Raw genomic sequence first — 22,211 nt, forward strand, 5'->3', positions numbered from 1 at the left:
AGAGTGTCGTGAGCCGTCAGGCGCTCACGAACTCACGAGGTTCCAGGAAGCTGAGGTGGGGGAAGGACTTTGACTCCAGGACGCGCTTGACGTCCTCGTGGACGAGGACCGCGCCGACATACTCCGCGAGTCGGAAGAGCTTGAGACCCCGGGGCTTGTCACCATCAATGGCCAGGTGGTCGATGCTCGCATCGAACAGTCGCGAGCTGTCGGGCGAATGGAAGACGGTCTCCGCCAGGTTGGCGGCCCTCACCAGCCCGATGACATTGAAGGCCTTGTAGCCCCGGTGGACGACGGTTCCATCCTCGCTCTGGATGACGGCGTCATAGACGTCGACGTTGTCCACCCCGGCTTCGAGCAACGCCGCATGGAACGCATTGCTCATGAGGGAGGCCGTATTGAAGTAGTCCAGCAACTCCCCCCGCTCATTGCCAGGGTTGATATCGGCGACGATGGGTTGTTCGGGCGGATGCTGGAAGGGTCTGCCCGCCCACCACCGATCTCGAAGTCCCGGGTCTAGCGGGGGATAGATGAGCATCATGTCGTGGCTGCTCGACTCGAGGATGTAGTATTTTGGGGTCGTTTGCATCGTGAGGGCTCAGAAAATCTGGGTGATGCTTCCCTTTGCATGGGTCTTGGGGAATCTCCCTGTCGCTACCATGGTGTTGGCATACTCCTCGGTGAGGGAGTCTGTATACAGGGGAGGGCGCCAGACGGATTTTGTCAGCAATCCGCGGAGGTTCTCGGAGAGCAAATTCAGGCGGGCGGTGAGGCCCAGGGGAGGCGCGCACTTATCCTGGTCCTTGCTCGCCTTGGCAAGGGGACATGCCTCGTCCGCCATTACCTGAAGACGCTCGCCAATCGACTGGAGCGTCTGCCTCACCTTGTCCGAATAGGGCTTGTGCCGCATGTGGAACTGTCTGCCGCCAGAGGCTTCGATTGCGGCGGCGACGTAGTCCAGTTTGAAGAGCGTCGTCTGTTTGCCTATTTCTTTGTCCGGGCTCTTGAGGAGGGCAGCGAGTCCTGGGCCCGTGGGCCAGAGCTTCTTGTTGGAGAGGGCATAAGGACTCGGCAGCCAGACTCCATTCTCCGCGGCGTTGACGTCATAGCCAATCGAGTGGCCGGGTTTGATTCGGCTCGTCATTCTTGGTGACGTGTAGTTCTTGATGGAGTTGTCGTCCCCCATGAATGGAACGACGGCAGAGCCCTTGAGCGACTCATTGCCTGGGATGAGGTGATGGGGGGCGTATTGGAGGTCGTAGGAGAATGCGTCTTCGTGCGGGTTGTAGGTCTGCGTTCGCACGCGTTTGCTCGCTTGCTCGATGACGTCTCCCGTCTCGAAGTGCAGGCTGACCATGTCCACTGCGGGCGGGAGGTCCTCGGAGGACTTCATCTTCTTGCCCAAGACGCCTCCGTCCGTCTCCGGAATCAGGAGGAGTTTGTCCGCGCGCGGAGGGAGGTCCTTGGCGGCCTTCATCTTCGTGACCAATGCGCCTTCGCCCACCAGCGGAACGGGGGTCTCGGCGTCATCGTCGGGTTCCTGCGGCAACATCTCCTGGGTGGGAGGCGTGTCGCCCAGGGTGTGCCAGGGGCAGGTCGTCTCGTCATGCTCGGCCCCCGAGAAGAATTCCGAGACATCCGTCACCTTTTCACCGATCTCCATGGTCCTCCTCCTTCCAAGTTCCAGTTCAGGCGGGCAGCAGGAGCGCCGCCGCACGGGCCTCCAGGTCGGAGGTGCTCCAGACCAGGGTGGGGCCCTTCACGTGCCCGGCGCGCAGGCGCTCCGCGGCGAGCACCAGCATCAGGGGGCCCAACGCCGCGCCAACGTCGCCCACGCAGTCCGCGGGATGTTCGATGCGATGCGCCTCCTGGAAGCGCTCCGTGTTTCGCAGGTAGGCCACGCCCCATTCCTTGGTGGGCAGGCTCTCTCCATTGAAGCCCGCGAACACGCACTGCACCTTGGGCGCGTTGCCCGGCATCCCCGCGAAGAGCGCTTGAAACGCGTGGGCCAGACCGTCTCCAAGATAGGGCTCCTCGGAGTAGCGGTGCCCCTGCTCCGCGCCGACTCCCACGTGGGTGATGCGGGCCACGGGCTCGAGGCCGGAGCGTCGCGCGCCACCAGGAGTCGACAGGAGCAGGAAGCTCGCGGCCTCTCCCGGAATGAAGCCGTCCGTGCCCCGGGGGCGCAGTCGGTCCTCCGAGTCCAACACGGCCAGCCTCCGGGGATGGTTGAAGGTGTCCAGCCCACCGACGATGACGGTGGAGGCCTGTCCCGTGGACAGCAGTCGCATCGCGTCGCGCAGGGCCATGAGGCCGCCCGCTCCGCCGTGCCGGTACACCCGGCTGCTGGCGAAATCGAGCCGCACTCCCGATTGGCGGGCGAGTTGCTCCATCATCACCCGTGAGGAGGGGAGCTGAATCCCCCACCGGTCCTCGGGGAGGGCCAGGAGCAGGGGCGCCGCACCCGTGAGCCCCGCGCAGGCCTCGGCGAGGGCGTACGTGGACAGGCGCAACAGGCGAATCCAGGTGTTGGAGAGGCGCGTCCCGTCGACCTCCAGGGGCGGCAGGTAGTGCTCGGAGAGGAACGACACCACCTGCCGTTCATGGGCACGGTTCAAGAGGCCCGCCTCCGCGAACCGCACGAGCCCCGCGCGGACGGACGTCGCCGTGGTGGGCACATCGAGCCCCACCGGGGTGGTGGCTCCCAGCCCCACGACCTCCACGCCAGGCATGGCGCCGCTCACGAGCGCGCCCCCGTCATGCGCTTCACCGCGAGCGTCACCTGCTCGACCTTCAAGGCGCGCTTGTCGCAAGGAACGCATCCGCGCCACGTCAACGAGAAGCGGTGCTGGTCTGGCTCCAGGAGCAGGGTCTCGATGTGGAGGCGCGGCTTCTCCTCCTTGCCGGCGATGCGTACGGAGGCGTCCAGGTCCACCTCGGGCAGATGGAAGCGCTGCACGCCTTCGGGCGCCGCGTTGATGAGCTCCACGGGCTCGCCGCCCTTCAGCCAGGTCGGGTAGATCTGCCCCTCGGGGGCGGCCTGGAAGAAACGCGTGTCGAAGTCTCGCGGGAGATAGGGCGCGCGATGCTTCTTCCAGGCTTCGTCATACGTCCCCGCGAACCCCATGCGCGGCTGCCAGGACGGAGCGATGAAACCCACGCCGTGTGGCGGTGTCTTGTCGGACAGGCTGGCGAGGGGGAAGCCGGGGTGCGTGAGGTTGGGCAGCGGCGTGCCGTTCATCTCCTTGACGGCGCGCTGCCCCCGAAAGCCCATGCCCACCGGGTTTCGCATCTCCGCGAGGAAGCCGTGAGGGCCCGTCTGGTGACGGCCTCCGTAGGCGCGCTCCCACGTCAGGGGCACCCGCGTCGTCGGAATGGGCGTCGTGGGTGATGCGCCCAGCAGGCCCGCCTTCCAGGCCCTGTCTCCGTGGACCTGCACCAGCTTCTTGAGAGTACCCACCGACATGGACAGGCCAAAGTCCGACGCCGGACGTCCCTTGGGGGCGTGGGCGTCTCCGACGAGGACGACGTCCGTGCCGCGCTTCATGAGGTGTGATTCGCCCGAGTACTTGAGGCTGGTCTCTCCGGGAGGGCCCCAGTGCTCGTCCACGTGCGCGACGGCCTGCTGTGTCTCGGCGACGTGGAGCCCACTGGAGGTCATGGCGAAGGTCGCCTTGAGGACCACGTACAGCGTGTCCACGCCCTTCTCGTCTGGAAACAGGTAGAGCGCCGACGCGAAGGGGGTGGTGTTCTCGAGTTGCAGCATGGCGGTGTTCCCCTGGCTGGCATGCTCATCGCGTCGTGAGTCGCGGGCGGCCCATCCTGGCGGCTGTCAGGCCCGTGGCCAGGGTCGCGGTCTGCCGGTTCGCCCACGTCCGCGTGTCGAAGCGCACGGCGCCCTGGGTCTGGACCGCCAGGTCGAGCGCGAGCTGTTCGCGCCCGCGCATGGGCTCGGTGGAGAGGGCCTTCCACGCGACCTCGGGGGAAAGGGGCTGGCCCCGCAGGTAGCGCGTCTTCGGGGAGAAGCGGTCCTTCTCCTTCACCCACCACCGGGCGACGGCGGCCGCGTCCGGGAGGGGCAGGGTGGCTTCAGGGGAAGGGACGAGGTCCGCGTCCAGGTCGTCCTCCTCGAGGGGCGGGAGGCCGTTCTCCTCGTCGTCCTTGGCGGGCCGTGCGAAGTCGCCTTCCAGCCGCAGCCCCGTCACGCGAGAGAAGGCTTCGCCCGCGAGGCGAGCGGTCCTGTCGTGCTTCATGGCCTCCAGACAGAGCTCCGCGGCGTGACGCCAGCCGGAGTGACCCAGCGCCCACAGGGCCGCTGACTCCAAGGCGGGCACGTCCAGCGCGGCGGCCATCCGGGACACGTCCTCGGCGTGACCCGCCGCCGCGAGCACCGCGAGGACCCGCGCGGCTTCGGGCGCCGTGCTCGCGACGGGCTTGCGGAGGGCCTGGAGCGCGGCGGGATATCCCAGGGCCAACGCCGTCTCACCGGCGGCGATGCGCACGTCGGAGCTTTGCGCGCCGAGGGCTGATTCCAGCAGGGGGCGCGCCGCTGGAAGGTCTTCACGGAGCGCTCTCAGGGCCGCTGTCTGGATTTCGGCGGACTCGCTGCGCAGCAGTGGCAACAAGGCCTCGGCCCCCAGCGCTTCGCCACGAAGACTCAGGAGGCCCACCGCCGCGGCCTGGAGTCCTGGTGTCGCTTGAAGCTCACGACGTCGCAGGAATTTCGAGACCTCGGCGGTGGGTGCCAGGCGCAGCGCCTTGAAGAGGGCTGTCTGTCGCGGACCTGGCGCCTCCGAGAAGAATGGGAGGAGCCAGTCCAGCGGCGCGCCCGTCGCCATCAGCGCGAGGGCCGCGACGAAGACCTCCTCGGGCCGGGTGCTCTCCAGCCAGGGAATGAAGAGTCGCTCGGGGGCTTCCGGGCCCGCGCACGCCAGCCCGTCCAGATGGGCCATCAAACGGGCCTCGGGCCCCTGCGCCACTTCGTGCAAGCGATAGTCAGGAGAATGGCGGGCCCGCTGCCATTGACTCGCGAGAAAGGCAGCCTCCTCCAGGTGTTCCTCCATGATGTCCCACATGACGGGGCATCGGCGTGGAGCCGCCATCAATTCACCTTCACCGCGGCACCCTTGATGCGCTGGACGCCTGACGCGTGCGATTCAATCTGGGTGCCTCGGATGACGACACGTCCATTCCGACGCAGGGTGATGCTGGCCTCGCCGCAGAGCAGCAAGATTTCGTCCTGGCCTTCGAGGACGATGCGCTGGCCATCCACGCTGGCGGAGACAGGCAGCGCGGGGACCTTGGCTTCCACCGAGCGCAGGAGGTTCTTCCTCGGCTCGAGGAGTCCCATGAGGATGGGGCGGCCGGGCAGTCCTCCCTCGAAGGTGAGGAGGACCTCCGTCTGAGGCGCCACCTCCTCCAGGTGTGTCGTGCTCGCGCCCGCGAGCACGCGAGCGGGCACCGGGCCGGAGGGATTCCCCTCGAAGTCCACCAGCGGAAGGCCCTCCTCCGACATGCCCGTGAGGCGTCCCACGTGAGGGGTCGAAAAGAGGGCTGAGGACGGGCGAAGGATGACGACCTCCGCGGGGGCGGCGGATGCGTTTCGACGCTTCATGAAGACAAGCTATCAAAACCTGACAATGCAAAGTTGGACTTCCTGTAAAATCGAGCCTTTCTGGTGCTTGGCCTTGTTGGCATTCAGGGCTGTTTCGCGGCCCACATCGAGTGCAGGGGGCTTCCCGGATGCGGGAGGCGTGACGAGATCTGGGGGTCTATGAGGCTGGCCTCCATCATCGTCGGAATCGGTATCGCGGGCTGCGCGGCCCGGGGCGTCCAGGCAGGGCCGGAGAGTGTTCCGGCCGAGGGTGGCTCCGGGCGCGACGTGCTCGTGTTCGAGGGCATGTGCGACGCGTCGGGCGCGGTGGCGCTGGGTGGCTCGTTGTTCGTGGTGGGTGACGACGAGGACAACATCCTCCGCGTCTATGACGCCCGGCGCGGTGGCGCCCCGGTGCGCAGCGTGGACCTGTCACCGGAGTTGGAGCTGCCGGCCCACAAGAAGAAGGCCCCGGAGGCGGACATCGAGGCCGCCACGGGCCTGGGCTCGTACTCCTTCTGGCTCACGTCCCACGGCCGCAACAGCTCCGGGAAGAAGGCGCCCAGCCGCCTGCGCTTCTTCGCCACCGAGGAGAAGGAAGGCCTGCCCCAACTCGTGGGCCGTCCCTACACGCAACTGCTGGATGACCTGCTCGCGGCGCCGCAGCTCGGCGCGTTCCGGCTCGCGGACGCCGAGGGCCTGGCCCCCAAGGCTCCAGGTGGGCTCAACATCGAGGGCATGACGGCGATGGCTGACGGCGCGTCCATCCTCATCGGCTTCCGCAGTCCCGTGCCTCAAGGCAAGGCGCTGCTCGTTCCGCTCCTCAATCCGAAGGAGATGGTGCTGGAGGGCGCTTCCGCGCGCGTGGGTGAGCCTCGGCTGGTGGACCTGGGCGGAATGGGCGTCCGCTCCATGTCCTGGTGGCGCGGGCGCTATCTCATCATCAGCGGGGGCACGGATGGCGGGGGCACCTCGCACCTGTTCACCTGGGCTGGCGGAGACGATGCGCCCGTCCTGGCGAGCGACGTGGACCTGGCGGGCTTCAACCCGGAGGCCTTCTTCACACCCGAGGACGCGGAGGAGATTCTGCTGCTCAGTGACGATGGCTCGAGGCCGCTCGACGGCGTGGCGTGCAAGAAGCTCAAGGACCCCGCGCGCAAGCGCTTCCGTGGCATCTGGGTTCGCCCGGGGGAACAGGGCTGACGAGCGTCCTCCCTCATTGACGGGCCCACGGCGGCGTCGCGAGAATCACCGCTTTTCCGCCGGGGAGTCTCCGTGAATCGTGTTTCTGGTCTGCTGGCGTTGCTCTGCGTCTGTGTCTCGTCGGCCGCGCTCGCGCAACGCAAGGAGCTCACCCCCGCCACACCGGAGGCGACGTGTGAACTCACCCCCGCGCTGCGCCTCACCATGCTGGGCGGCGGCTCTTTCGACCTCAAGGAGCCGGCCCTCTATTTCTTCTCACGCTCGCGCAGCCAGGTGCAGGTGTTGGTCTCCCAGCCGGAGGGCGCGACGGAGCCTCGGCTCGAAGCGGTGGGCTTCTGGCATTTGAAGTCGGAATGTCTCATCTCCGTCGACGCCAAAGGCGTCCAGTACGGCTCGAAGCTGGATTGCGAGGACGCGGAGATCGAGGCGAAGGTGAAGGGCTCGGAGGTCACCATCCAGACGCCCGAAAAGGACGTCTTCAAGGTGACCCTTCCGTCCAGGGAGAGCGCCTCGCTGGGCCTGCGCATCACCCTCGTCGCCGAGGGCAACTTCCGGCGTGTGTGGGGCAGCCTGTGTGGGGAGTACAAGAATCCCCCCGCCACGGTGCCTGGCAAGGCGGATGAGCTGCGTCAGCTCAAGCGACGCTCGACGTTGAGCCAGGACTTCAAGACCGGTACCAACAGCATCTTCCACATGTTGGGGGAGGCCCAGAAGCGCGCCCGAGGCGAGTAGCGCGCGGATGCGCGGATCACGTGTAGGCTGTCGGCCCAATGCAGCTGGCCATTCCTCATGCACCTCGAAAGGTGCGACTGACGCAGGTTCCCGGCGCGGTGGGTCGTCTCGCGCGAGATGCCGTGCTCGGGCTGGCCTTCATGGCGCTGCTCGGCGCCGGGGCCACCTGGGCGGGCCGCTTCTTCGTGGAGGAGCACGGCTTCAACGCGCGGGCGGAGGAAGTGGACGGGGTGCTGGTCGCCACGCGGCTCCCCCCGACGGACAAGCGCGACGGCGCCGAGGGCCTGCTCGAGGTCCTCTACACCTTCCAGAACGTGGAGCACTCCGTGTCGGACGTCCGCACCTTCGCGGAGTATGCGGAGGGGCTGGGCCATGGCGCGGTGGTGAAGCTGCTGGTGGACCCTGCCGCGCCGGGCCGTCCCCGTGAAGCCGGCTTCGCGCGGACCCGTGCCTCCCGCATGGGGTGGCTGCCGTTTGGGCTGGGGCTGGGCGCGCTCGGGGCGGTGGCCATGTTCACCCGCGAGGCCCGGCGACTGGTGCGCTCGGAAGTGGAGCCGCTGCGACTGGGCGCGCTGGTGTGGCTCACGCCGGATGCGCCCTTGCCGGAGGCTCGGGGCGAGGTGGTCTTCCCCGCCCACTACTTCCGGCAGGACGTCAAATTAGAGGTCCGCGCGCGGGTGCGTCCGGGCCGGGCGCCGGTGCGCAACGGGACGAAGGTGCTCGCGGCGGTGGTGCCTCGGGAGCCCGGCTGGGCGCGGGTCATCGACCAGGACCTGGCGGGCGTGCTCGGCTGGCTGCGCTGACGGGTGGGGCCGAAAATTTGCCGGTGACGTGGGGCCGTGTGACACACGCCTGTAGCTCCCAGTTCGCCGGAGGTTCTTCATGTGCCCACGCCTTTTGCTCGCGCTGCCCATGCTGCTGTTGCTCGTCCCGGGCACGGTGGGGGCCGCGAAGCGGGATGAGGCGGAGGCCGCGTACCAGGGGGCTCGCCGCGCGTACTACGCGCTGAAGGACGACGCGGCCCGGCGCAAGCTGCGCCACCACTGGCTCAACGTGGTGCACAAGTTCGAGGCGGTGGCGAAGAGCCACCCCAAGTCCGAGCGCGCGCCCGACGCCCTTTTCACCGCGGGCGAGCTGCTCCAGGAGCTCAGCCGCATCTCCTTCGTCGAAGAGGACCTGAAGTCGGCCATCGCCGACTACGACAAGCTGAGCCGCGACTACCCCAAGCACAGGCTGGCGGACGACGCCGCGCTGGCGCTGGCGCGCATCCACGTCCACCGGATGGACCGGCCCGAGGACGCGCGCCGCGTCCTGGCGGACATGCTCGCCCTCAACAGCAAGGGCGACCAGGCGAAGGAGATGAAGACGCTGCTGGCTTCGCTGCCGACGCCCAAGGGTGCTCCCGTCGCGCCCGCTCCGTCGCGCGGCAAGGCCGCCACGCCGGCGCCGAACAAGACGCCCGTGCAGGAGGAGAAGGCCACGGCGGTCGCTCGGGTGGAGACGCCGTCGGAGCGCCCGGCGTCCGCGCTGGTGGGCGCCATCGAGAAACTGGCACGCGAGCCGTCCCCGATGATTCCCCGCCTGGACCCCAGCGCTCCCGTGAACGGTGAGTCGTCCGGTGAGGGCAAGGGGCTGGATGAAGCCGTCGCCGCCGCGCTGGCCGCGAAGGAGCAGTCCTCCAAGGCCCCCGCTGTCGCCGTGGCGTCGAAGCCCGTGGTGGCTCCGGTCGAGGTGGCCTCGTCGAAGGTCTCCACGCCGCGTCCTCAGGAGCGTCGCCCGGAGGCCGAGCCCGTCCAGGCCATGTCGACCGTCGCGGAGAAGCCGAAGGCCGAGGTGGCGCCGAAGACAATCGAGGTCGCCGCCGCCGCGGTGGTCGAGCCGCCCAAGCCCATTACCCGTCCCGTGGATGATGAGGTCGCGCAGGCGCGGCTCAAGGCGGTGGCGAAGCAGTCGCGCCGGGCGGAGCTGACGTTGGCGGAGCAGCTGGGCCTCAAGGTGCGGCGCGTGGTCATCGACCCGGGCCACGGCGGTCACGACACGGGCGCCATCGGCAAGGAGGGGACGCGCGAGAAGGACGTGGCGCTCTCCATCTCCCTCAAGCTGGCGGACGAGCTGCGCGAGCGCGGGTTGGAAGTCGTCCTGACGCGAGAGGATGATCGCTTCATCCGCCTGGAGGACCGCGCGAAGTTCGCCAACACGGAGCGGGGTGACTTGTTCATCTCCGTCCACTGCAACGCGGCGACGAGCCGGAAGCTGCGCGGCATCGAGACGTACACGCTCAACACGTCGGCGGACCGGTACTCCATCCGGCTGGCCGCGCGGGAGAACGCGTCGTCCGAGAAGGGCATCAGCGACCTCCAGTTCATCCTGGCGGACCTGGCGACGAAGGCGAACACCGAGGAGTCCTCGCGGCTCGCCAACCAGGTGCAGCGCAGCCTGGTGACGTCCCTGTCGACCAAATACACGGACATCAAGGGGCTGGGCCACAAGGAGGCCCTGTTCTACGTGCTGCTCGGCGTGAAGATGCCGGCCATCCTCGTGGAGACCGCGTTCCTGTCCAACCTGGACGAGGAGAAGCGCCTGGCCACCAGCGCCTACCAGACGGACGTGGCCAAGGCGATTGCCCACGGTGTCGAGGAGTTCCTCGGCGACCGCAGCCGCGTGGCGAAGATCGACTGACGGGTGCTGGCGACGGGGCGGGGTTCCCACGTCGCCAGTGCGCGAGTCGAGAGTCTTCAGCGGAGCGCGCGCGTCAGGAGCACCGTCGCCGCGAGGCACGCCACCGTCCGCACGTGATTCCACGCGGTCCAGCTGGACACATAGCGTGCCCAGTGGAGCGCGGCGTCCGCGCTGTCCGGGTTCAGCGCGGCCAGCGCGTCGTTGCGCGGCACGTTGAACGCGGCGGTCACCCCGAAGCAGCCGACGAGGAAGATGGCGCCTCCCAGGAGCCGCTCTCGCGAGTGAGGGTCACTCCAGGTGCCTGGCGAGGACAGCACCAGTCCCGCGCAGGTGAGCGCGGTGCCGATGAACGCCGCGATGAACAGGCCCGACACCGCCGAGACGTTGATGGCCTGCATCGCGGCGATGCCCCGCGCCGCGGGCAACCGTGTCAGGCCGTTCATCACGAACGTCGAGAAGGCGAAGAACACGCCCGCCATCAGCCCGCAGCCGAGCACGGACACCCACGTCAGGATTCGCAGCACCGTCTCCATCATCCGTCCCGTCTCCATTCACTTCGTCGTGGCGGCGAGCGCGAGCTCTTCCACGAAGTCCTCGAACCGTGTCGGTGTCGTGTTGTGCGCGGTTCGCCCCGCACGAGGCATGACGCGTCCTTCGTTGAAGGCGAGGGTCATCTCGACATAGAGCCCGGCGAACGTCTCTGACATTCCGGCCTGCACGAGCGCCTGGGTCATCTCCGCGGGGGCGAGCCGGACATACTCGAGCCCAGGCTTGCCCAGGTGCGCTCCGAGTATGCGGGTGGCCTCGCGATAGCTGAGGTCCCTGGGGCCCAGCAGCTCTCGAATGGCGAGGCCCTTCCAGTCCCGATGCAGCATCGCCTTCGCCGCGACGTCGGCGATGTCCCGGGTCGCAATCATCGGAACGGCGAGGTCCGGCTCGACGGAGTCCGCGTTGACGCCCTGGTGCTCGATGACGGCGAGCGCATCGAAGAAGTTCTCGAAGAAGGACACCGGACGCAGCAGCAGCACGTTCGTGTCCGCAAGCGTCTTCAAGCGCTCCTCCTGCGCATGGAGCGTGGCGAGCAGCCCCGTCCCCTCCCGTTGCTCCGCGCCCAGGCTGCTCAAGGCGACGACGTGTCGCACGCCGCTGTCCCGGAGGGCCTGGACAATGGCCTCGCCCTTGCGCCGCTGGTCCCCGTGGTAGTCCGGCGACTCCCGGTCCGCTGGCAGCAGCGTGTAGACGGCCTCGGCGCCGGCGAACGCCTTCGCCAGGAACGCGGCGTCGCCCGGGTCTCCCACGAGCACCTGCGCGCCGCGCGCGGCGAGCTCCGCCAGTCGACTCTCGGAGCGGCCCAATGCTCGGACGTCCTGCCCGGCCGCGAGCAGCAACTCCACCACCTTCTTGCCGGTGTTCCCGGTCGCTCCCATCACCGTCAACATGTGTGCTCCCTGGGGCCATCAGCCCCGTGGCATTGGCTTGCCTGGAGTCCAATATCGGGGCACGAGGCAGGACTCTCAATGATGCGAAGTCGCTGATTCATGCTCGTTCGTCCAGGTTGGGGTGGACGACGGGGAGGGTGGGGGCGGATACTCGGGACATGAAGAACCTGATGCCCTCGGTGGACTCGCTCGGCGAGGCCCTGCACTTCCTGCGGATGAGCGGCACGTTCTATTGCCGCTCGGAGCTAACGGCGCCGTGGGGGCTCGCGTTGCCGGTGATGAAGGGCAGCCTGATGTTCCATGTCGTGACGTCGGGCCAGTGCTGGCTCGAGGTCGATGGTGTGGAAGACCAGCTGCTCCAGCCGGGCACGTTCGTGCTCTTGCCCCATGGCGAGGGACATCGCGTGTCGAGCGAGCGAGGGGGGCCGACGCGGAAGCTGGAGGAGCTCCCCGAGGAACTCGTGAGCGAGCGCTACTCCGTCCTGCGGCACGGTGGAGGAGGGGCACCCACGACGCTCATCTGCGGGGTCGTGCGGTTGGACCATCCCGCCGCCCGGCACCTCGTCACGCTGCTGCCGAGCGTGATCCGCGTGGAGCCTTCGGGCTCACCCCGCATGGACTGGCTCCAGAGCACGTTGCGCTTCATCGCCGACGAGGCGAAGGAGTTGAGGCCCGGAGGCGAGACGGTCATCACCCGGCTCGCGGACGTGCTGGTGGTCCAGGCGCTCCGAGAGTGGATGGCCCAGGGTTCCGGCGCGCGCACGGGCTGGTTGGGGGCGCTGCAGGACCCTGAACTGGGGCGCGCGCTCGCGCTCATCCACCGCGAGCCGACGAGTCCGTGGACGGTGGCCTCGCTGGCCTCGCGGGTCGCGATGTCCCGTTCGGCGTTCTCGGCGCGCTTCACGCGGATGGTGGGCGAGCCGCCCATGCACTACCTCGCGCGGTGGCGGATGTACGTCGCGCATACGGCGCTGAAGGAGGAGCGCCCCGGGCTGGCCGAGCTCGCGGAGCGCATGGGGTATCAGTCCGAAGCGGCCTTCAGTCGCGCGTTCAAGCGCTTCATGGGCGTGTCCCCCGGAGCCGTGCGCAGGGGCGACGCGACGTCGCTCCCGTCCCTGGGAATGTCCGCGTGAGTGGTCGGCCACCTTCCAGAGCAGCGGCACCGTTTCAGTCCCCGACATCATGCGGGCGGGACGACGTTGGACCGCCTCGCGTACCCTGGTGAGCCACTCACATCGAGCGCGACGACGTCGGACTCTTCCAACTGCCGCTCAAGCTGCTCAACAACACGTTCGCTTACAACCACTACACTCGCTGTTGCTCGGGCGAAATCGGTCGATGGTGGAACAGCCAGGCGCCGCCTCTCGGGCGGCGGAAGGACCCAGCTGGCACGTCCACAGGTCGTGCACGGCTTGTGGCGGTCCTCGCCAACCAGCTTGCCGCCCGGCATCACCTGCAACTCGAACAGTTCGCCGTCGCTCCGAGCACGCCGGAAAGTCGCTGGGACCGGGACAGCTCCGGTCAGTCCGTCGAGACACCGCACGACGTCCGGTCGCACCAGCAGTGTCCACGGCATGTGGACGCTCACGGGACCGAACCGTCCCTGTGCCCGCCCCGTCAACGGGCCAAAGCCCGACCCCGGCGTCACCACCGCGCCGCGCGGCACCAGCGGCAACACGTTCGCTCGCAGCGCCGTGAATTCGGCCCACGGGACGCACCGTGGGCGCTCAAGGGCCTTTGCTCCCCCACCGAGCTTCGACAAATCCACTGCTGGGTAGTCGTAGCCTCCTCCTCCCCACGTGTTGCCGCATGTGGGGCACGAAACGCCGGGCAGCTGCCAGCGCCTGCCCATGTCGTACCCCCCACTCCACCGCACCGTTTCGCGTTCCTGCAGTGTGTAGTACCGCATCACTCATTCTCCGGCGGAGTACAGCCGCAGGGTCTGCCAGTACGTCATTGGCATTCCGATGAGCCCATACTTTGAAATCATCCGCGCCCCCTGCTTGAAGTGGTCGTCGCGCGTGGCCGTGAACCTGTTCGCATCAATCCACTTCCTCCAGTCCCGATTCCACGGGCCACCATTCTCGCCCGCGTGGACTCGATGGTGTTCATCGACCGCGACCAGCAGAGTGTACTGGTGGATGTTGATGCCGACGAACTCGAAGTACCCAGCGAAGGCGCGGGGGAAGATGTGGTGACGTTCCTTCGGCCTCCTCGTCCACTCGGCGATGGCCTTCCGCGCCGCCTTGACGCTCGGCAGCTCCTCGCGCTGGTACCATGGGATGACGAAGACGGGCTGCCGCCCTGGTAACGGCACTGCGCCACCCCAGTACCGCTGAATGCGGGCTGTAGCGCCGCCAGTCTGCGCGGGTGGAAACCGCAGCGCGAGCGGAGGCGACGCGAGGTCCTCGCATCGGAACAGTCCACACGCCTCCTCGCCACAGGCGGGCGCATAGCATCCGCCTTCCTCCCCGGACGCTGCCGACCTGGCGCAGGAATCCGCGGAGTCCTCCACGCCATTGTCGAGCAACGCTGCGTCGCCGACCTGCTCCGGCATGGATGCGCATGCGGTCATCAGGACCGCCATCCACGTCACTGTCTTCAGACTCATGGGCTCCCCCCGCGCCGATTCGAGGCCGCGCTTTGGCAGACGATGACGCAACCGTTTGCAACCGTGCAGCCGCGTCCACTTCGACTCCGTCCGACCTCCAACATTCCTGTCCGGGGCAGATGCGCGCGTGCTTGATTGAAGTTGCCCCGGTTCCGCAGGGCGTTCCGAGCTTTCGCCAGCAAGCGGCGGCGCGGTGCCGTGCTCGATTTGACCTGGGCCTCGACCGCCAGCGCAACGTCATCGAGCGCGTTGTCGGGCACCTCAAGGACAAGCAAGCCACTGGCACTCGCTATGACAAGCCCGCCGTCAACTACCTCGCCATGGTGCAGGTGGCGCGCATCTTCTCCTACTTGCGCCACCTGCATCCGTCAGACACGGTCTGGCGCCCCACGGCTCGCGGTGAACGGGGGCACGGGAGGGCCCTGACGCGGAAGCTCCACCGTGAAGGTGGACCCACGTCCGGCCTCGCTCTCGACCCGAACCGACCCGCCCAGCCTTTCGACGAGCTGGCTCACGATGTGGAGGCCCAATCCCAGACCTCCGTAATGTCGCGACGACACCGCACGCTCGAAAGCCCGGAAGATTCGTGTCTGTCGCTCCGGTGGGATTCCAATTCCCTGGTCCCTCACTTCCAGCAGCGCTGTCGCGGCGTTGCCTTCGACCGCGATGTCGATGGGCCTTCCTTCGCCGTACTTGATGGCGTTGGCGAGCAGGTTGGTGACGATTTGATCGAGCCGTGAGCGGTCCCACACGCCAGGCATCGGCGTGTCGGCATGCACTCGAAGCCGGGCTCCCGAGGTGGCCAGCTCGGGGGCGAAGCGCGCCGCGATGTCGCGGACCAGCGCCGCGAGGTCCACCTCCTCGAGTTCGAGGTCGAGCCGCCCCGCATGGATGCGTGAGACATCAAGCAGCGTGGTGACGAGCTTGGCCATCCGCTTCGCCTGTCGCTCGATGGTTTCGAGCGAGTGGGCCACGGTTTCCATCGGCGCGGCACGGAGCGTCCCCAGCCGGGAGAGGCGCAGCAGGCCCTGCACGGACAGTTGAAGGGACGTCACCGGGGTCTTCAGCTCGTGGGACGCAATGGAGAGGAACTCATCGCGCAGGCCGATCGCCGTCTGGGCCTGCTGATAGAGCCGGGCATTGTCCACGGCCATCGCCGCGCGGCGGGCAAGCTCCTGGGCGAGGACCAGCGACGCCGGGCCGTACTGGCAGCCCTCGCACTCGCGGGCGAGCGTGAGCGCGCCGAGCGTCCGGCCCCGGGCGAGCAGCGGCACTGAAATCCAGGACTGGAACGGGACGTCTCCCGAGGGCGCCGAGGTGTCTCCCATCGGGAAGAACGCCGGCTCGCCGGTGCGCAGCACCTTGCCAGGGCCCTGCGCTGCCTTGAGGTCGGGTGGCGGCGGATAGACCTTCGCCGGAGACCTGGCGAGAAGCGCTTCGGATTGGGCCTGCGTGATTCGCCGGACCGTGTGATCCGGCTCCAGGAGATCGAACGCGCACCAGTCCGCGAACCGCTGGACGGTCAGCTCCGCCACGCTCCGCAAGGAGTCCTCGGGGGCCAGCGAGCCGGCGAGCATTCCGGAGGCCGTCGCCAGGAACGCGGATCTCCCTTCCTGCTCCTCGGCCCTGGCGCGTGCCTGCTGCTCGCGTTGGAACGTCTGGTCGCGCTCCTGCTCGGCCCGGCGCTGCTCGGTGATGTCGATGCCGGTGCCAATGACATACTCAATCTCTCCCGTCTCGCCACGCAGCACGTTGCTGGCCCAGGAGATGAGGCGCCGCTCTCCGTCCCGCGTCAGCCAGAAGCTCTCGTATTGTTCGTTCCCCATGCCCGAGGCCAGCACGGCGAAGTCCGTCTCGACGCGCGCGGCTTCCTCGGGAGGCTGGAGCCGCTTCCAGAAATACGCACCGCGGAGCTCCTCGAAGGAGAAGCCCGTCACCTCCTGGCACGCCCGGTTGAAGCGGACGATGCGCCCTTCTGGATCCAGCACAATCACCAGCGCGCGGGCCGTATCCAGGACCGTGGAGCTGAAGTCGCGCTCACGTTGGAGCTCCCGCTCCGTGCGCTGTCGAGCGGTGATGTCCCGGAAGTAGACGGCCCTCCCATAATAGACACCGTCCTCGCTCACCACCGGGGCGTTGTACTGCTCGAACACCCGGCCATCCTTGAGCCGCAGTTCGTCCTGTCCCGACGCGTTCTCGTGTTCGGAGAAGGCGCGGGAGCGCGCGGTGAACCGTGCGGGCTCTTCCACGCGCTCCGCCATCGCGCGGAGCAAGGCCTCGCGGGAGGCGGATTGGATGTCTTCTTCCAGTCCCCACATCTGCGCGAAGCGGCGGTTGTGCGTGAGCGTCCCGCCGCCAGGGGAGGAGATCAGGATGCCCTCGACGGAGGCTTCGCTCAGGGACTCCCACAGCGTCTTCTGCTGGTGGAGGTCGCGCTCGCTGTCCAGGGTGCGCGCGAAGAGTCGCCGGTGGACGAGCGCGGTGCGGAGGACGCCGCCGAGGCGCTCCACCATGCCCCGGTACTGACGCGGCAGCCGAGGCTCCTGGTCGAAGTACAGCAGGAGCACGCTGGTTCCGCGTCCCGCGTCTGTCGTTCCGGGGATGACGGGCACGGACCAGCACGCGAGTTCCGGCGAGGTCAGCTCCGGGTAGGGCAGGTCCACCGAGGCGGGGCATGGCGCCAGGGGCTGCTCCAGGGGACCCGGAATCGGCAGGCGGCGGGAGGCGGCGGAGAGGCCGCTCGCGCCCAGCAGATGGACCCGCCCCCGCGCATCCTCCTGGAGCCAGAGGGCCACGGTGCAGCTCAAGCGCTCCGCGAGACGGTCCAGGAAGGTGTCCGCGGACTTGTTCGGATCGAACAGGTCGAGCGCCGCGACGGTGAGCTCCTGGAGCACACTCAGGAGCGCGAGGCGTTCCTCGGTGAGCTTCTGGTCCGTGTTCGCCTCGTGGTCCACCATGTCCCGCATGGGTCCATCACCCCGGAAGGGCGAGCACCACCGCCGTCTTGTTGTGGAACTGTGGAACTCCTCCCCCCAGGGCCCCCACCTCGCCGAGCGTGAGGCAGCCCACGACCGGGGTGTCCTCCCCGAGTGCATCCTGGAAGCGCGCCAGTTCGTCGCGGAACTCCTCGCCCAGGATGTGGTACCGGGAGATGCAATCGAACACCACCGCGCCGCCCAGCGTGCCTGAGGTGGCTTCCCGCGCCAGGGTGGCGGCGCGGGCCGCGGCGTCGAGCAGGTCCGCGCGCTCGCCCTCCATCACCCGGACCAGCGAGCCGTCCGGAACCTCTGCGACGCAGCGGACAGCGCCGTCGGGCTCGACGGCGAGCGGGTCTCGAATCACGAACTCCCCATTGGCCTGGGGAATCCCCAGCGGGTGCGTCATCGCGAAGCGCGCGAAGCCCTTTTCGTCGAGCACGTCTCCTCGACTCGCGGCGGTGCGCCGGTAGACCTCGAACGCGCACTCGTACTCGAGCTCGACAGCGGTCGCTCCTCGGGCCTTCGTGACCTGGGTGGGTGGGCCGTACGGATGCCACCCATGCTGAATCCCGACGCCGATGGGGGCCAGGGTGTCGAGGGCAATCACCACCACCTGGTCCCGGTAGGCCTGGCCCTCGGTGAACTGGGCCGCCTTGACGAGCTGGAGGTTGTTGCCAGCGCCGCCACCCACCCAGCCGATGCCCGCGCCTGCTTCCTGCTGAGCCCCTCGTACGACCTCGGTGGGGTTTCCGCTGAGCGCGTCTGGGAGGATGATCAACGCGCGCCGATGTTCAGGGGGCTTGGGGGGCAGCTTTCCGACGGCTTGCGCCACCGCGGAGCGTCCGGCCAGCCTGGGGGCCTCGCTGACGGGCCCGCCCATTCCCACGCCCACCTGGAAGTCCTTCCCGCGGAAGAGCGCGACCACCAGCCCTTGGAGCAACAGCTCGGCTCCCGCGAAGACGCCCGCCGCGCTGCACCCGGCCCAGGGAATATCCCCCAGCTCCCGCTGAACCGCGGACGCCAGGGACGCCGCGTCGTACTGGTCCGTGCACAGGACGAGGGCGAAGCGCGCGTCATCCCCTTCGCGAAGCGCCTCCTGGATGGCTTCATGGGCGGCGGCTTCGCAATCGGGTGAGTTGCTCTTTCCGATCTGGATCCACATGGGCTCTGGAATCGATATTCATTCGCGAGCGCGCTTGCAGGACCCGGCGGCTTCGCATGCCTCGCCTGGAAGGCGGGTGCCGACCAGGGTGGTGCGGAGAACGCCAGCCGGCCAGTCGGGCCCGTGGTGGCACTCCCACTCTCCGGACGGTTCTGGTGGCGGACCGGCCTGCTGGAGCGTCATCCCTGTCGAGATGCATCTCAGAAACTGTTGGTATGCGCATGCTGTAAACATCGCGTCAGACGCAATTCGCGGTTCCGTGCGTGCCGGTGTCGCCGCCGGGGCCGAGAATGAGGGGACCACCCGGCAGTCTGGGGGGAGCAGTCCACCCCATGAGCCTGTCGCACCGGGCATGAGCGACCTGTTTTCACAGGGGTGGGCTGCGCCCCCTGGTTGGTCTGACGCTTGCTTTGCGATTCAGGTTGCACAACCGGAGGGTCGCGCCGGGCATCTCGTCTCACGGCGGCAATTACAGTCATTCCGCAGAGTGAAACAGCGCATATCTCATAATCCAAGAAAGACAGCTAAGGCTTGAAGGTCAGATTATTCACGAATAGTCTCGTCGAAGTTTCGAAGTTGAAACAACGAGGAGAACTCAACGTGAATCCTGATTCGAAGTGCAACGCGGTGGCGTTGGTGTGTCTCGCCTTGATGGGCTGCGGAGAAGCGGTGCCCGAGGGCGGCGTGCCTCCAGAATCCATCCCTGAAGTGGTCGACTCGACAATCGCCCCGGAGGGCTGGGAGACGGTCGCGAATCAGTATCAGTCGTTCACGCTGACCCAGCCCTCGACTGTCCGGTTCGGACTCGGCGAGACCTGGGTGACGAAGGAGTTGGCCGCGGGCAGTGTGTATTGTTTCTTCAATCCAGACCCGGCGCCCGGCAAGTTCAAGACGTGCCAGCGCAAGACGCAGCAGAACCCGGTGCCGGAGCCGGCGCTCAGCCCCGCGTGTGCCACGTTCTACCCCTCGGGTTTCGCGCTCTCCAGCGCTCGTCAGGCCCCCGCCGTTCCCGCATTGGCGAAGCCCGCGAAGGGTGTCGCGGTTTCGGAGCCGACCTACAAGACGTGTCTCGTACGCGCCACGGACCATACCGCTGACGGCGTCTCCGGCTTTGCCCGGAACGACTACTCCCGCCGTCAGGCCTTCAACTCGAACAGTACGAAGCAACTCGTGTATGCCCTCGATGGGTACTGGCATGTGTATGACGCGAACACCCGCGCGCGCCTGAAGCAACTGTCGGGGCCGGCCGGGGACGCGGAGCCGCAATGGCACCCGACGAACCCGGACCTGCTGTACTACCTGCCCACCAACGGCATCGGGATGAAGCTCCACGAGCTGAACATCGCGACCGGGGCGACCCGCGTCGTGGGTGACTTCGCCGCGAGGCTGAAGGCCCGGTGGCCGGCCGCGATGGCGGCCTGGACGAAGGCGGAAGGTTCCCCCTCGGCGGATGGTCGCTACTGGTGCTTCATGGTCGATGCGACGGACTGGGTGAGCGCGGGCGTGTTCACCTGGGACCGCGACACCAACACCATCCTGGGCATGTACGACACCCACGGCGACCGGCCCGACCACGTGAGCATGTCCCCCAGCGGGAACTACTGTGTGGTGTCCGGCGACGGGGCGGGGGGAACGGCGGCGTTCTCGCGTGACTTCAGCACGAGGACCCAGTTGCTCGGCATCTCCCAGCATTCGGACCTCGCGCTGGATGTCAATGGCGAGGATGTCTACGTGGCCATCGACTATGGCTCCAACGAGGGGGACGTGTTCATGGTGAACCTGCGCACGGGCGTGCGCACGGCGCTGTTCGCGACCTACCTGAGCGGCACCGCGACGGCGTTGCACGTCTCGGGCAAGGCGTTCGCCAGGCCGGGCTGGGTGGTGGTGAGCACCTATAGCGACGGTGGTGGCTCACTGCAGTGGCTGCACCGCAAGCTGCTGGCCGTGCAGCTCAAGGCCAATCCGACGGTCTACACGCTCGCGCACCACCGCTCCTCGCCGAACGGCTACTGGACGACGCCCGTCTCCAGCGTCAACCGCGACTTCACGCGGGTGGTCTTCAACTCCAACTGGGGCAACGGCAGCGATACGGACGTCGACACGTACGTGGTCGAGCTGCCGGCGAACGCGCTGCAGTAACGACGCGGCGCACTTGGGGCCCCCGCGCTCGAGCGGGTAGGGGGCCCGCTTCTTCAGTCCGAACCCTTGGCCCACGCGTGTCCGCGCGTGGCGCGGTGCCGTGGTCTCCACTCAACGAGGAGCGTTCAACATGAGTCCTGCATTGAAGCATGACGTGATGGCATTGGTGTGTCTGGCGTTGATGGGTTGCGGCGGCGGAGCGGACGAGGGCGGTGTCCCTCCTGGCTCACTCCCCGGGGCGGTCGACTCGACGCTCGCCCCGGAGGGATGGGAGACGGTCGCGAACCAGTATCAGTCGTTCACGTTGACCCAGCCGTCGACCGTCAGGTTTGGACTCGGCGAGACCTGGGTGACGAAGGAGCTGGCCGCGGGCAGTGTGTATTGCTTCTTCAATCCGGACCCGGCGCCCGGCAGGTTCAAGACGTGCCAGCGCAAGATTCAGCCGGTGCCGGAGCCGGCGCTCAGCCCCGCGTGTGCTACGTTCTATCCCTCGGGGTTCGCGCTCTCCAGCGTTCGTCAGGCCCACCCGATTCCCACCTTGGCGGAGCCCGCCAAGGGCGTCGCGGTGACGGAGCCCACGTACAAGACGTGTCTCGTACGGACCACCGACCACGCCGCGGATGGCGTCTCCGGCTTTGCCCGAAACGACTACTCGCGCCGTCAGGCCTTCAACGCGAACAACACGAAGCAGCTGGTGTACGCCCTGGACGGGGCCTGGCATGTGTACGACGCCAACACCCGTGCGCGGCTGAAGCAGCTGTCGGGTCCGGCTGGGGACGCGGAGCCGCAGTGGCACCCGACGAGCCCGGACCTGCTGTACTACCTGCCCACCAACGGCGTCGGCATGAAGCTCCACGAGCTGAACGTCACGACCGGGGCCACCCGCGTCGTGGGGGACTTTGCCGCGCGGTTGAAGGCCCGCTGGCCGACGGCGAACGCGGCCTGGACGAAGTCGGAGGGCTCTCCCTCCGCGGATGGTCGCTACTGGTGCTTCATGGTCGACACGAGCGAGTGGAGCAGTGTCGGCGTGTTCACCTGGGACCGCGACACGAACACCATCCTGGGCACGTATGACACGCTGGGCGAGCGTCCCGACCACGTGAGCATGTCCCCCAGCGGGAACTACTGCGTGGTGTCTGGCGACGGTGCGCGGGGCACGGCGGCGTTCTCGCGCGACTTCAGCGCGAAGACCCAACTGCTCTCGAAGTCCGAGCACTCGGACATCGCGCTGGATGCCAATGGCGACGACATCTTCGTGGCCGTCGACTACCAGTCGAACGCGGGCGACGTGTTCATGCTGAACATTCGCACGGGTGTTCGCACGGCGTTGTTCCCGACGTACGTGAGCGGCACCGCGACGGCGTTGCACATCTCCGGCAAGGCGTTCGCCAAACCCGGCTGGGTGGTGGTCAGCACCTATGCCGACTACGGTGGCGCCCAGCAGTGGCTGCACCGCAAGGTGATGGCCGTGCAGCTCAAGGCCAATCCGACGGTCTACACGCTCGCGCACCACCGCACCGCCTCGAACGGCTACTGGACGGAGCCGGTCGCCAGCGTCAACCGTGACTTCACGCGGGTGCTCTTCAACTCCAACTGGGGCAATGGCAGCGACACGGACATCGATTCGTACGTGGTCGAGCTGCCTGCGAGCGCGTTGCAGTAGGCGTACGGAGCA

General features: G+C 67.7%; 19 protein-coding genes. 7 read left to right on the forward strand and 12 right to left on the reverse strand.

The window, feature by feature from the left end; genetic code table 11:
• Window positions 1-16: 16 nt before the first annotated feature.
• From HUA76_RS44320 to HUA76_RS44345, 6 genes are read right to left on the reverse strand one after another with little or no spacing between them, the layout of a single operon-like run.
• On the reverse strand, window positions 17-589 hold the full coding sequence (locus HUA76_RS44320; RefSeq protein WP_174464373.1) for a hypothetical protein: 573 nt from the start codon (window positions 587-589) through the stop codon (window positions 17-19).
• A 9-nt stretch (window positions 590-598) separates the two neighbouring features.
• On the reverse strand, window positions 599-1,663 hold the full coding sequence (locus HUA76_RS44325) for an AHH domain-containing protein (protein WP_174464374.1): 1,065 nt from the start codon (window positions 1,661-1,663) through the stop codon (window positions 599-601).
• A 25-nt stretch (window positions 1,664-1,688) separates the two neighbouring features.
• Window positions 1,689-2,732 carry a beta-ketoacyl synthase N-terminal-like domain-containing protein gene (locus tag HUA76_RS44330; protein ID WP_174464375.1) on the reverse strand — a complete coding sequence of 348 codons (1,044 nt, stop codon included), beginning with the start codon at window positions 2,730-2,732 and terminating at the stop codon, window positions 1,689-1,691.
• A gap of 8 nt (window positions 2,733-2,740) precedes the next feature.
• Entirely contained in the window at window positions 2,741-3,766 is a 1,026-nt protein-coding gene (locus HUA76_RS44335) for a DUF2169 domain-containing protein (RefSeq protein ID WP_174464376.1), read from the reverse strand.
• A gap of 25 nt (window positions 3,767-3,791) precedes the next feature.
• Window positions 3,792-5,102: a TIGR02270 family protein gene (locus tag HUA76_RS44340; protein ID WP_371823622.1), complete on the reverse strand. Its 1,311-nt coding sequence runs from the start codon at window positions 5,100-5,102 to the stop codon at window positions 3,792-3,794.
• Window positions 5,102-5,614, reverse strand: coding sequence for a DUF6484 domain-containing protein (locus HUA76_RS44345; RefSeq protein ID WP_174464377.1), 513 nt, complete (start codon window positions 5,612-5,614; stop codon window positions 5,102-5,104). The genes HUA76_RS44340 and HUA76_RS44345 overlap by 1 nt, the downstream gene beginning before the upstream one ends.
• Before the next feature lie 159 nt (window positions 5,615-5,773).
• Between HUA76_RS44345 and HUA76_RS44350 the strand changes: the two genes are divergently transcribed.
• The 4 genes from HUA76_RS44350 to HUA76_RS44365 all read left to right on the forward strand — a co-directional run bounded on the left by HUA76_RS44350 (window position 5,774) and on the right by HUA76_RS44365 (window position 10,207).
• Window positions 5,774-6,796: a DUF3616 domain-containing protein gene (locus HUA76_RS44350; RefSeq protein WP_174464378.1), complete on the forward strand. Its 1,023-nt coding sequence runs from the start codon at window positions 5,774-5,776 to the stop codon at window positions 6,794-6,796.
• Window positions 6,797-6,868: 72 nt separating this feature from the next.
• On the forward strand, window positions 6,869-7,528 hold the full coding sequence (locus tag HUA76_RS44355; RefSeq protein ID WP_174464379.1) for a hypothetical protein: 660 nt from the start codon (window positions 6,869-6,871) through the stop codon (window positions 7,526-7,528).
• Between the two features lie 38 nt (window positions 7,529-7,566).
• The gene (locus HUA76_RS44360) at window positions 7,567-8,331 is read left to right on the forward strand and encodes a DUF3592 domain-containing protein (RefSeq protein ID WP_174464380.1); all 765 of its coding nucleotides are present in this window, start codon (window positions 7,567-7,569) and stop codon (window positions 8,329-8,331) included.
• 79 nt (window positions 8,332-8,410) lie between these two features.
• Window positions 8,411-10,207, forward strand: a complete 1,797-nt coding sequence (locus tag HUA76_RS44365) for an N-acetylmuramoyl-L-alanine amidase (protein ID WP_174464381.1) — start codon at window positions 8,411-8,413, stop codon at window positions 10,205-10,207.
• Between the two features lie 56 nt (window positions 10,208-10,263).
• Here HUA76_RS44365 and HUA76_RS44370 read toward each other — a convergent pair whose 3' ends face one another.
• Both HUA76_RS44370 and HUA76_RS44375 read right to left on the reverse strand, forming a co-directional pair.
• Entirely contained in the window at window positions 10,264-10,743 is a 480-nt protein-coding gene (locus tag HUA76_RS44370; protein WP_174464382.1) for a DUF1772 domain-containing protein, read from the reverse strand.
• 15 nt (window positions 10,744-10,758) lie between these two features.
• Window positions 10,759-11,646 carry an NAD(P)H-binding protein gene (locus HUA76_RS44375; protein ID WP_174464383.1) on the reverse strand — a complete coding sequence of 296 codons (888 nt, stop codon included), beginning with the start codon at window positions 11,644-11,646 and terminating at the stop codon, window positions 10,759-10,761.
• A 158-nt stretch (window positions 11,647-11,804) separates the two neighbouring features.
• Here HUA76_RS44375 and HUA76_RS44380 point away from each other — a divergent pair, with 158 nt between their 5' ends.
• The gene (locus HUA76_RS44380) at window positions 11,805-12,779 is read left to right on the forward strand and encodes an AraC family transcriptional regulator (RefSeq protein ID WP_174458306.1); all 975 of its coding nucleotides are present in this window, start codon (window positions 11,805-11,807) and stop codon (window positions 12,777-12,779) included.
• A 47-nt stretch (window positions 12,780-12,826) separates the two neighbouring features.
• Here the strand turns inward: HUA76_RS44380 and HUA76_RS46675 are convergent, their stop codons facing one another.
• From HUA76_RS46675 to HUA76_RS44400, 4 genes are all read right to left on the reverse strand, one after another.
• A complete protein-coding gene (locus HUA76_RS46675) occupies window positions 12,827-13,555 on the reverse strand; it encodes a double-CXXCG motif protein (protein WP_174464384.1) in 729 nt (242 codons plus the stop codon).
• Between the two features lie 3 nt (window positions 13,556-13,558).
• Window positions 13,559-14,257 carry a TIGR02269 family lipoprotein gene (locus HUA76_RS44390; RefSeq protein ID WP_174464385.1) on the reverse strand — a complete coding sequence of 233 codons (699 nt, stop codon included), beginning with the start codon at window positions 14,255-14,257 and terminating at the stop codon, window positions 13,559-13,561.
• 368 nt (window positions 14,258-14,625) lie between these two features.
• Window positions 14,626-17,223 (reverse strand): ATP-binding protein, encoded by a 2,598-nt coding sequence (locus tag HUA76_RS44395; RefSeq protein ID WP_254614906.1) that lies wholly within the window; start codon window positions 17,221-17,223, stop codon window positions 14,626-14,628.
• A gap of 7 nt (window positions 17,224-17,230) precedes the next feature.
• On the reverse strand, window positions 17,231-18,397 hold the full coding sequence (locus HUA76_RS44400; protein WP_174458309.1) for an FIST signal transduction protein: 1,167 nt from the start codon (window positions 18,395-18,397) through the stop codon (window positions 17,231-17,233).
• Between the two features lie 600 nt (window positions 18,398-18,997).
• On the opposite strand from HUA76_RS44400, the gene HUA76_RS44405 reads away from it, so the two are divergent.
• Both HUA76_RS44405 and HUA76_RS44410 read left to right on the forward strand, forming a co-directional pair.
• Entirely contained in the window at window positions 18,998-20,536 is a 1,539-nt protein-coding gene (locus HUA76_RS44405; protein WP_371823623.1) for a hypothetical protein, read from the forward strand.
• A 130-nt stretch (window positions 20,537-20,666) separates the two neighbouring features.
• Window positions 20,667-22,199 carry a hypothetical protein gene (locus HUA76_RS44410; protein ID WP_174464386.1) on the forward strand — a complete coding sequence of 511 codons (1,533 nt, stop codon included), beginning with the start codon at window positions 20,667-20,669 and terminating at the stop codon, window positions 22,197-22,199.
• Window positions 22,200-22,211 lie beyond the last annotated feature (12 nt).

The sequence above is a fragment of the Myxococcus sp. CA056 genome (assembly GCF_013336715.1).
GTDB lineage: Bacteria > Myxococcota > Myxococcia > Myxococcales > Myxococcaceae > Myxococcus > Myxococcus llanfairpwllgwyngyllgogerychwyrndrobwllllantysiliogogogochensis.

Bases quoted from the DNA above. Each gene is read 5' to 3' on its own strand.
- HUA76_RS44330 (WP_174464375.1), bottom strand. From the start codon at position 2,732: ATGCCTGGCGTGGAGGTCGTGGGGCTGGGAGCCACCACCCCGGTGGGG.
- HUA76_RS46675 (WP_174464384.1), bottom strand. From the start codon at position 13,555: ATGCGGTACTACACACTGCAGGAACGCGAAACGGTGCGGTGGAGTGGG.
- HUA76_RS44340 (WP_371823622.1), bottom strand. From the start codon at position 5,102: ATGGCGGCTCCACGCCGATGCCCCGTCATGTGGGACATCATGGAGGAA.
- HUA76_RS44370 (WP_174464382.1), bottom strand. From the start codon at position 10,743: ATGATGGAGACGGTGCTGCGAATCCTGACGTGGGTGTCCGTGCTCGGC.
- HUA76_RS44325 (WP_174464374.1), bottom strand. From the start codon at position 1,663: ATGGAGATCGGTGAAAAGGTGACGGATGTCTCGGAATTCTTCTCGGGG.
- HUA76_RS44410 (WP_174464386.1), top strand. From the start codon at position 20,667: ATGAGTCCTGCATTGAAGCATGACGTGATGGCATTGGTGTGTCTGGCG.
- HUA76_RS44360 (WP_174464380.1), top strand. From the start codon at position 7,567: ATGCAGCTGGCCATTCCTCATGCACCTCGAAAGGTGCGACTGACGCAG.
- HUA76_RS44400 (WP_174458309.1), bottom strand. From the start codon at position 18,397: ATGTGGATCCAGATCGGAAAGAGCAACTCACCCGATTGCGAAGCCGCC.
- HUA76_RS44375 (WP_174464383.1), bottom strand. From the start codon at position 11,646: ATGTTGACGGTGATGGGAGCGACCGGGAACACCGGCAAGAAGGTGGTG.
- HUA76_RS44365 (WP_174464381.1), top strand. From the start codon at position 8,411: ATGTGCCCACGCCTTTTGCTCGCGCTGCCCATGCTGCTGTTGCTCGTC.
- HUA76_RS44345 (WP_174464377.1), bottom strand. From the start codon at position 5,614: ATGAAGCGTCGAAACGCATCCGCCGCCCCCGCGGAGGTCGTCATCCTT.
- HUA76_RS44390 (WP_174464385.1), bottom strand. From the start codon at position 14,257: ATGAGTCTGAAGACAGTGACGTGGATGGCGGTCCTGATGACCGCATGC.
- HUA76_RS44350 (WP_174464378.1), top strand. From the start codon at position 5,774: ATGAGGCTGGCCTCCATCATCGTCGGAATCGGTATCGCGGGCTGCGCG.
- HUA76_RS44320 (WP_174464373.1), bottom strand. From the start codon at position 589: ATGCAAACGACCCCAAAATACTACATCCTCGAGTCGAGCAGCCACGAC.
- HUA76_RS44335 (WP_174464376.1), bottom strand. From the start codon at position 3,766: ATGCTGCAACTCGAGAACACCACCCCCTTCGCGTCGGCGCTCTACCTG.
- HUA76_RS44395 (WP_254614906.1), bottom strand. From the start codon at position 17,223: ATGCGGGACATGGTGGACCACGAGGCGAACACGGACCAGAAGCTCACC.
- HUA76_RS44380 (WP_174458306.1), top strand. From the start codon at position 11,805: ATGAAGAACCTGATGCCCTCGGTGGACTCGCTCGGCGAGGCCCTGCAC.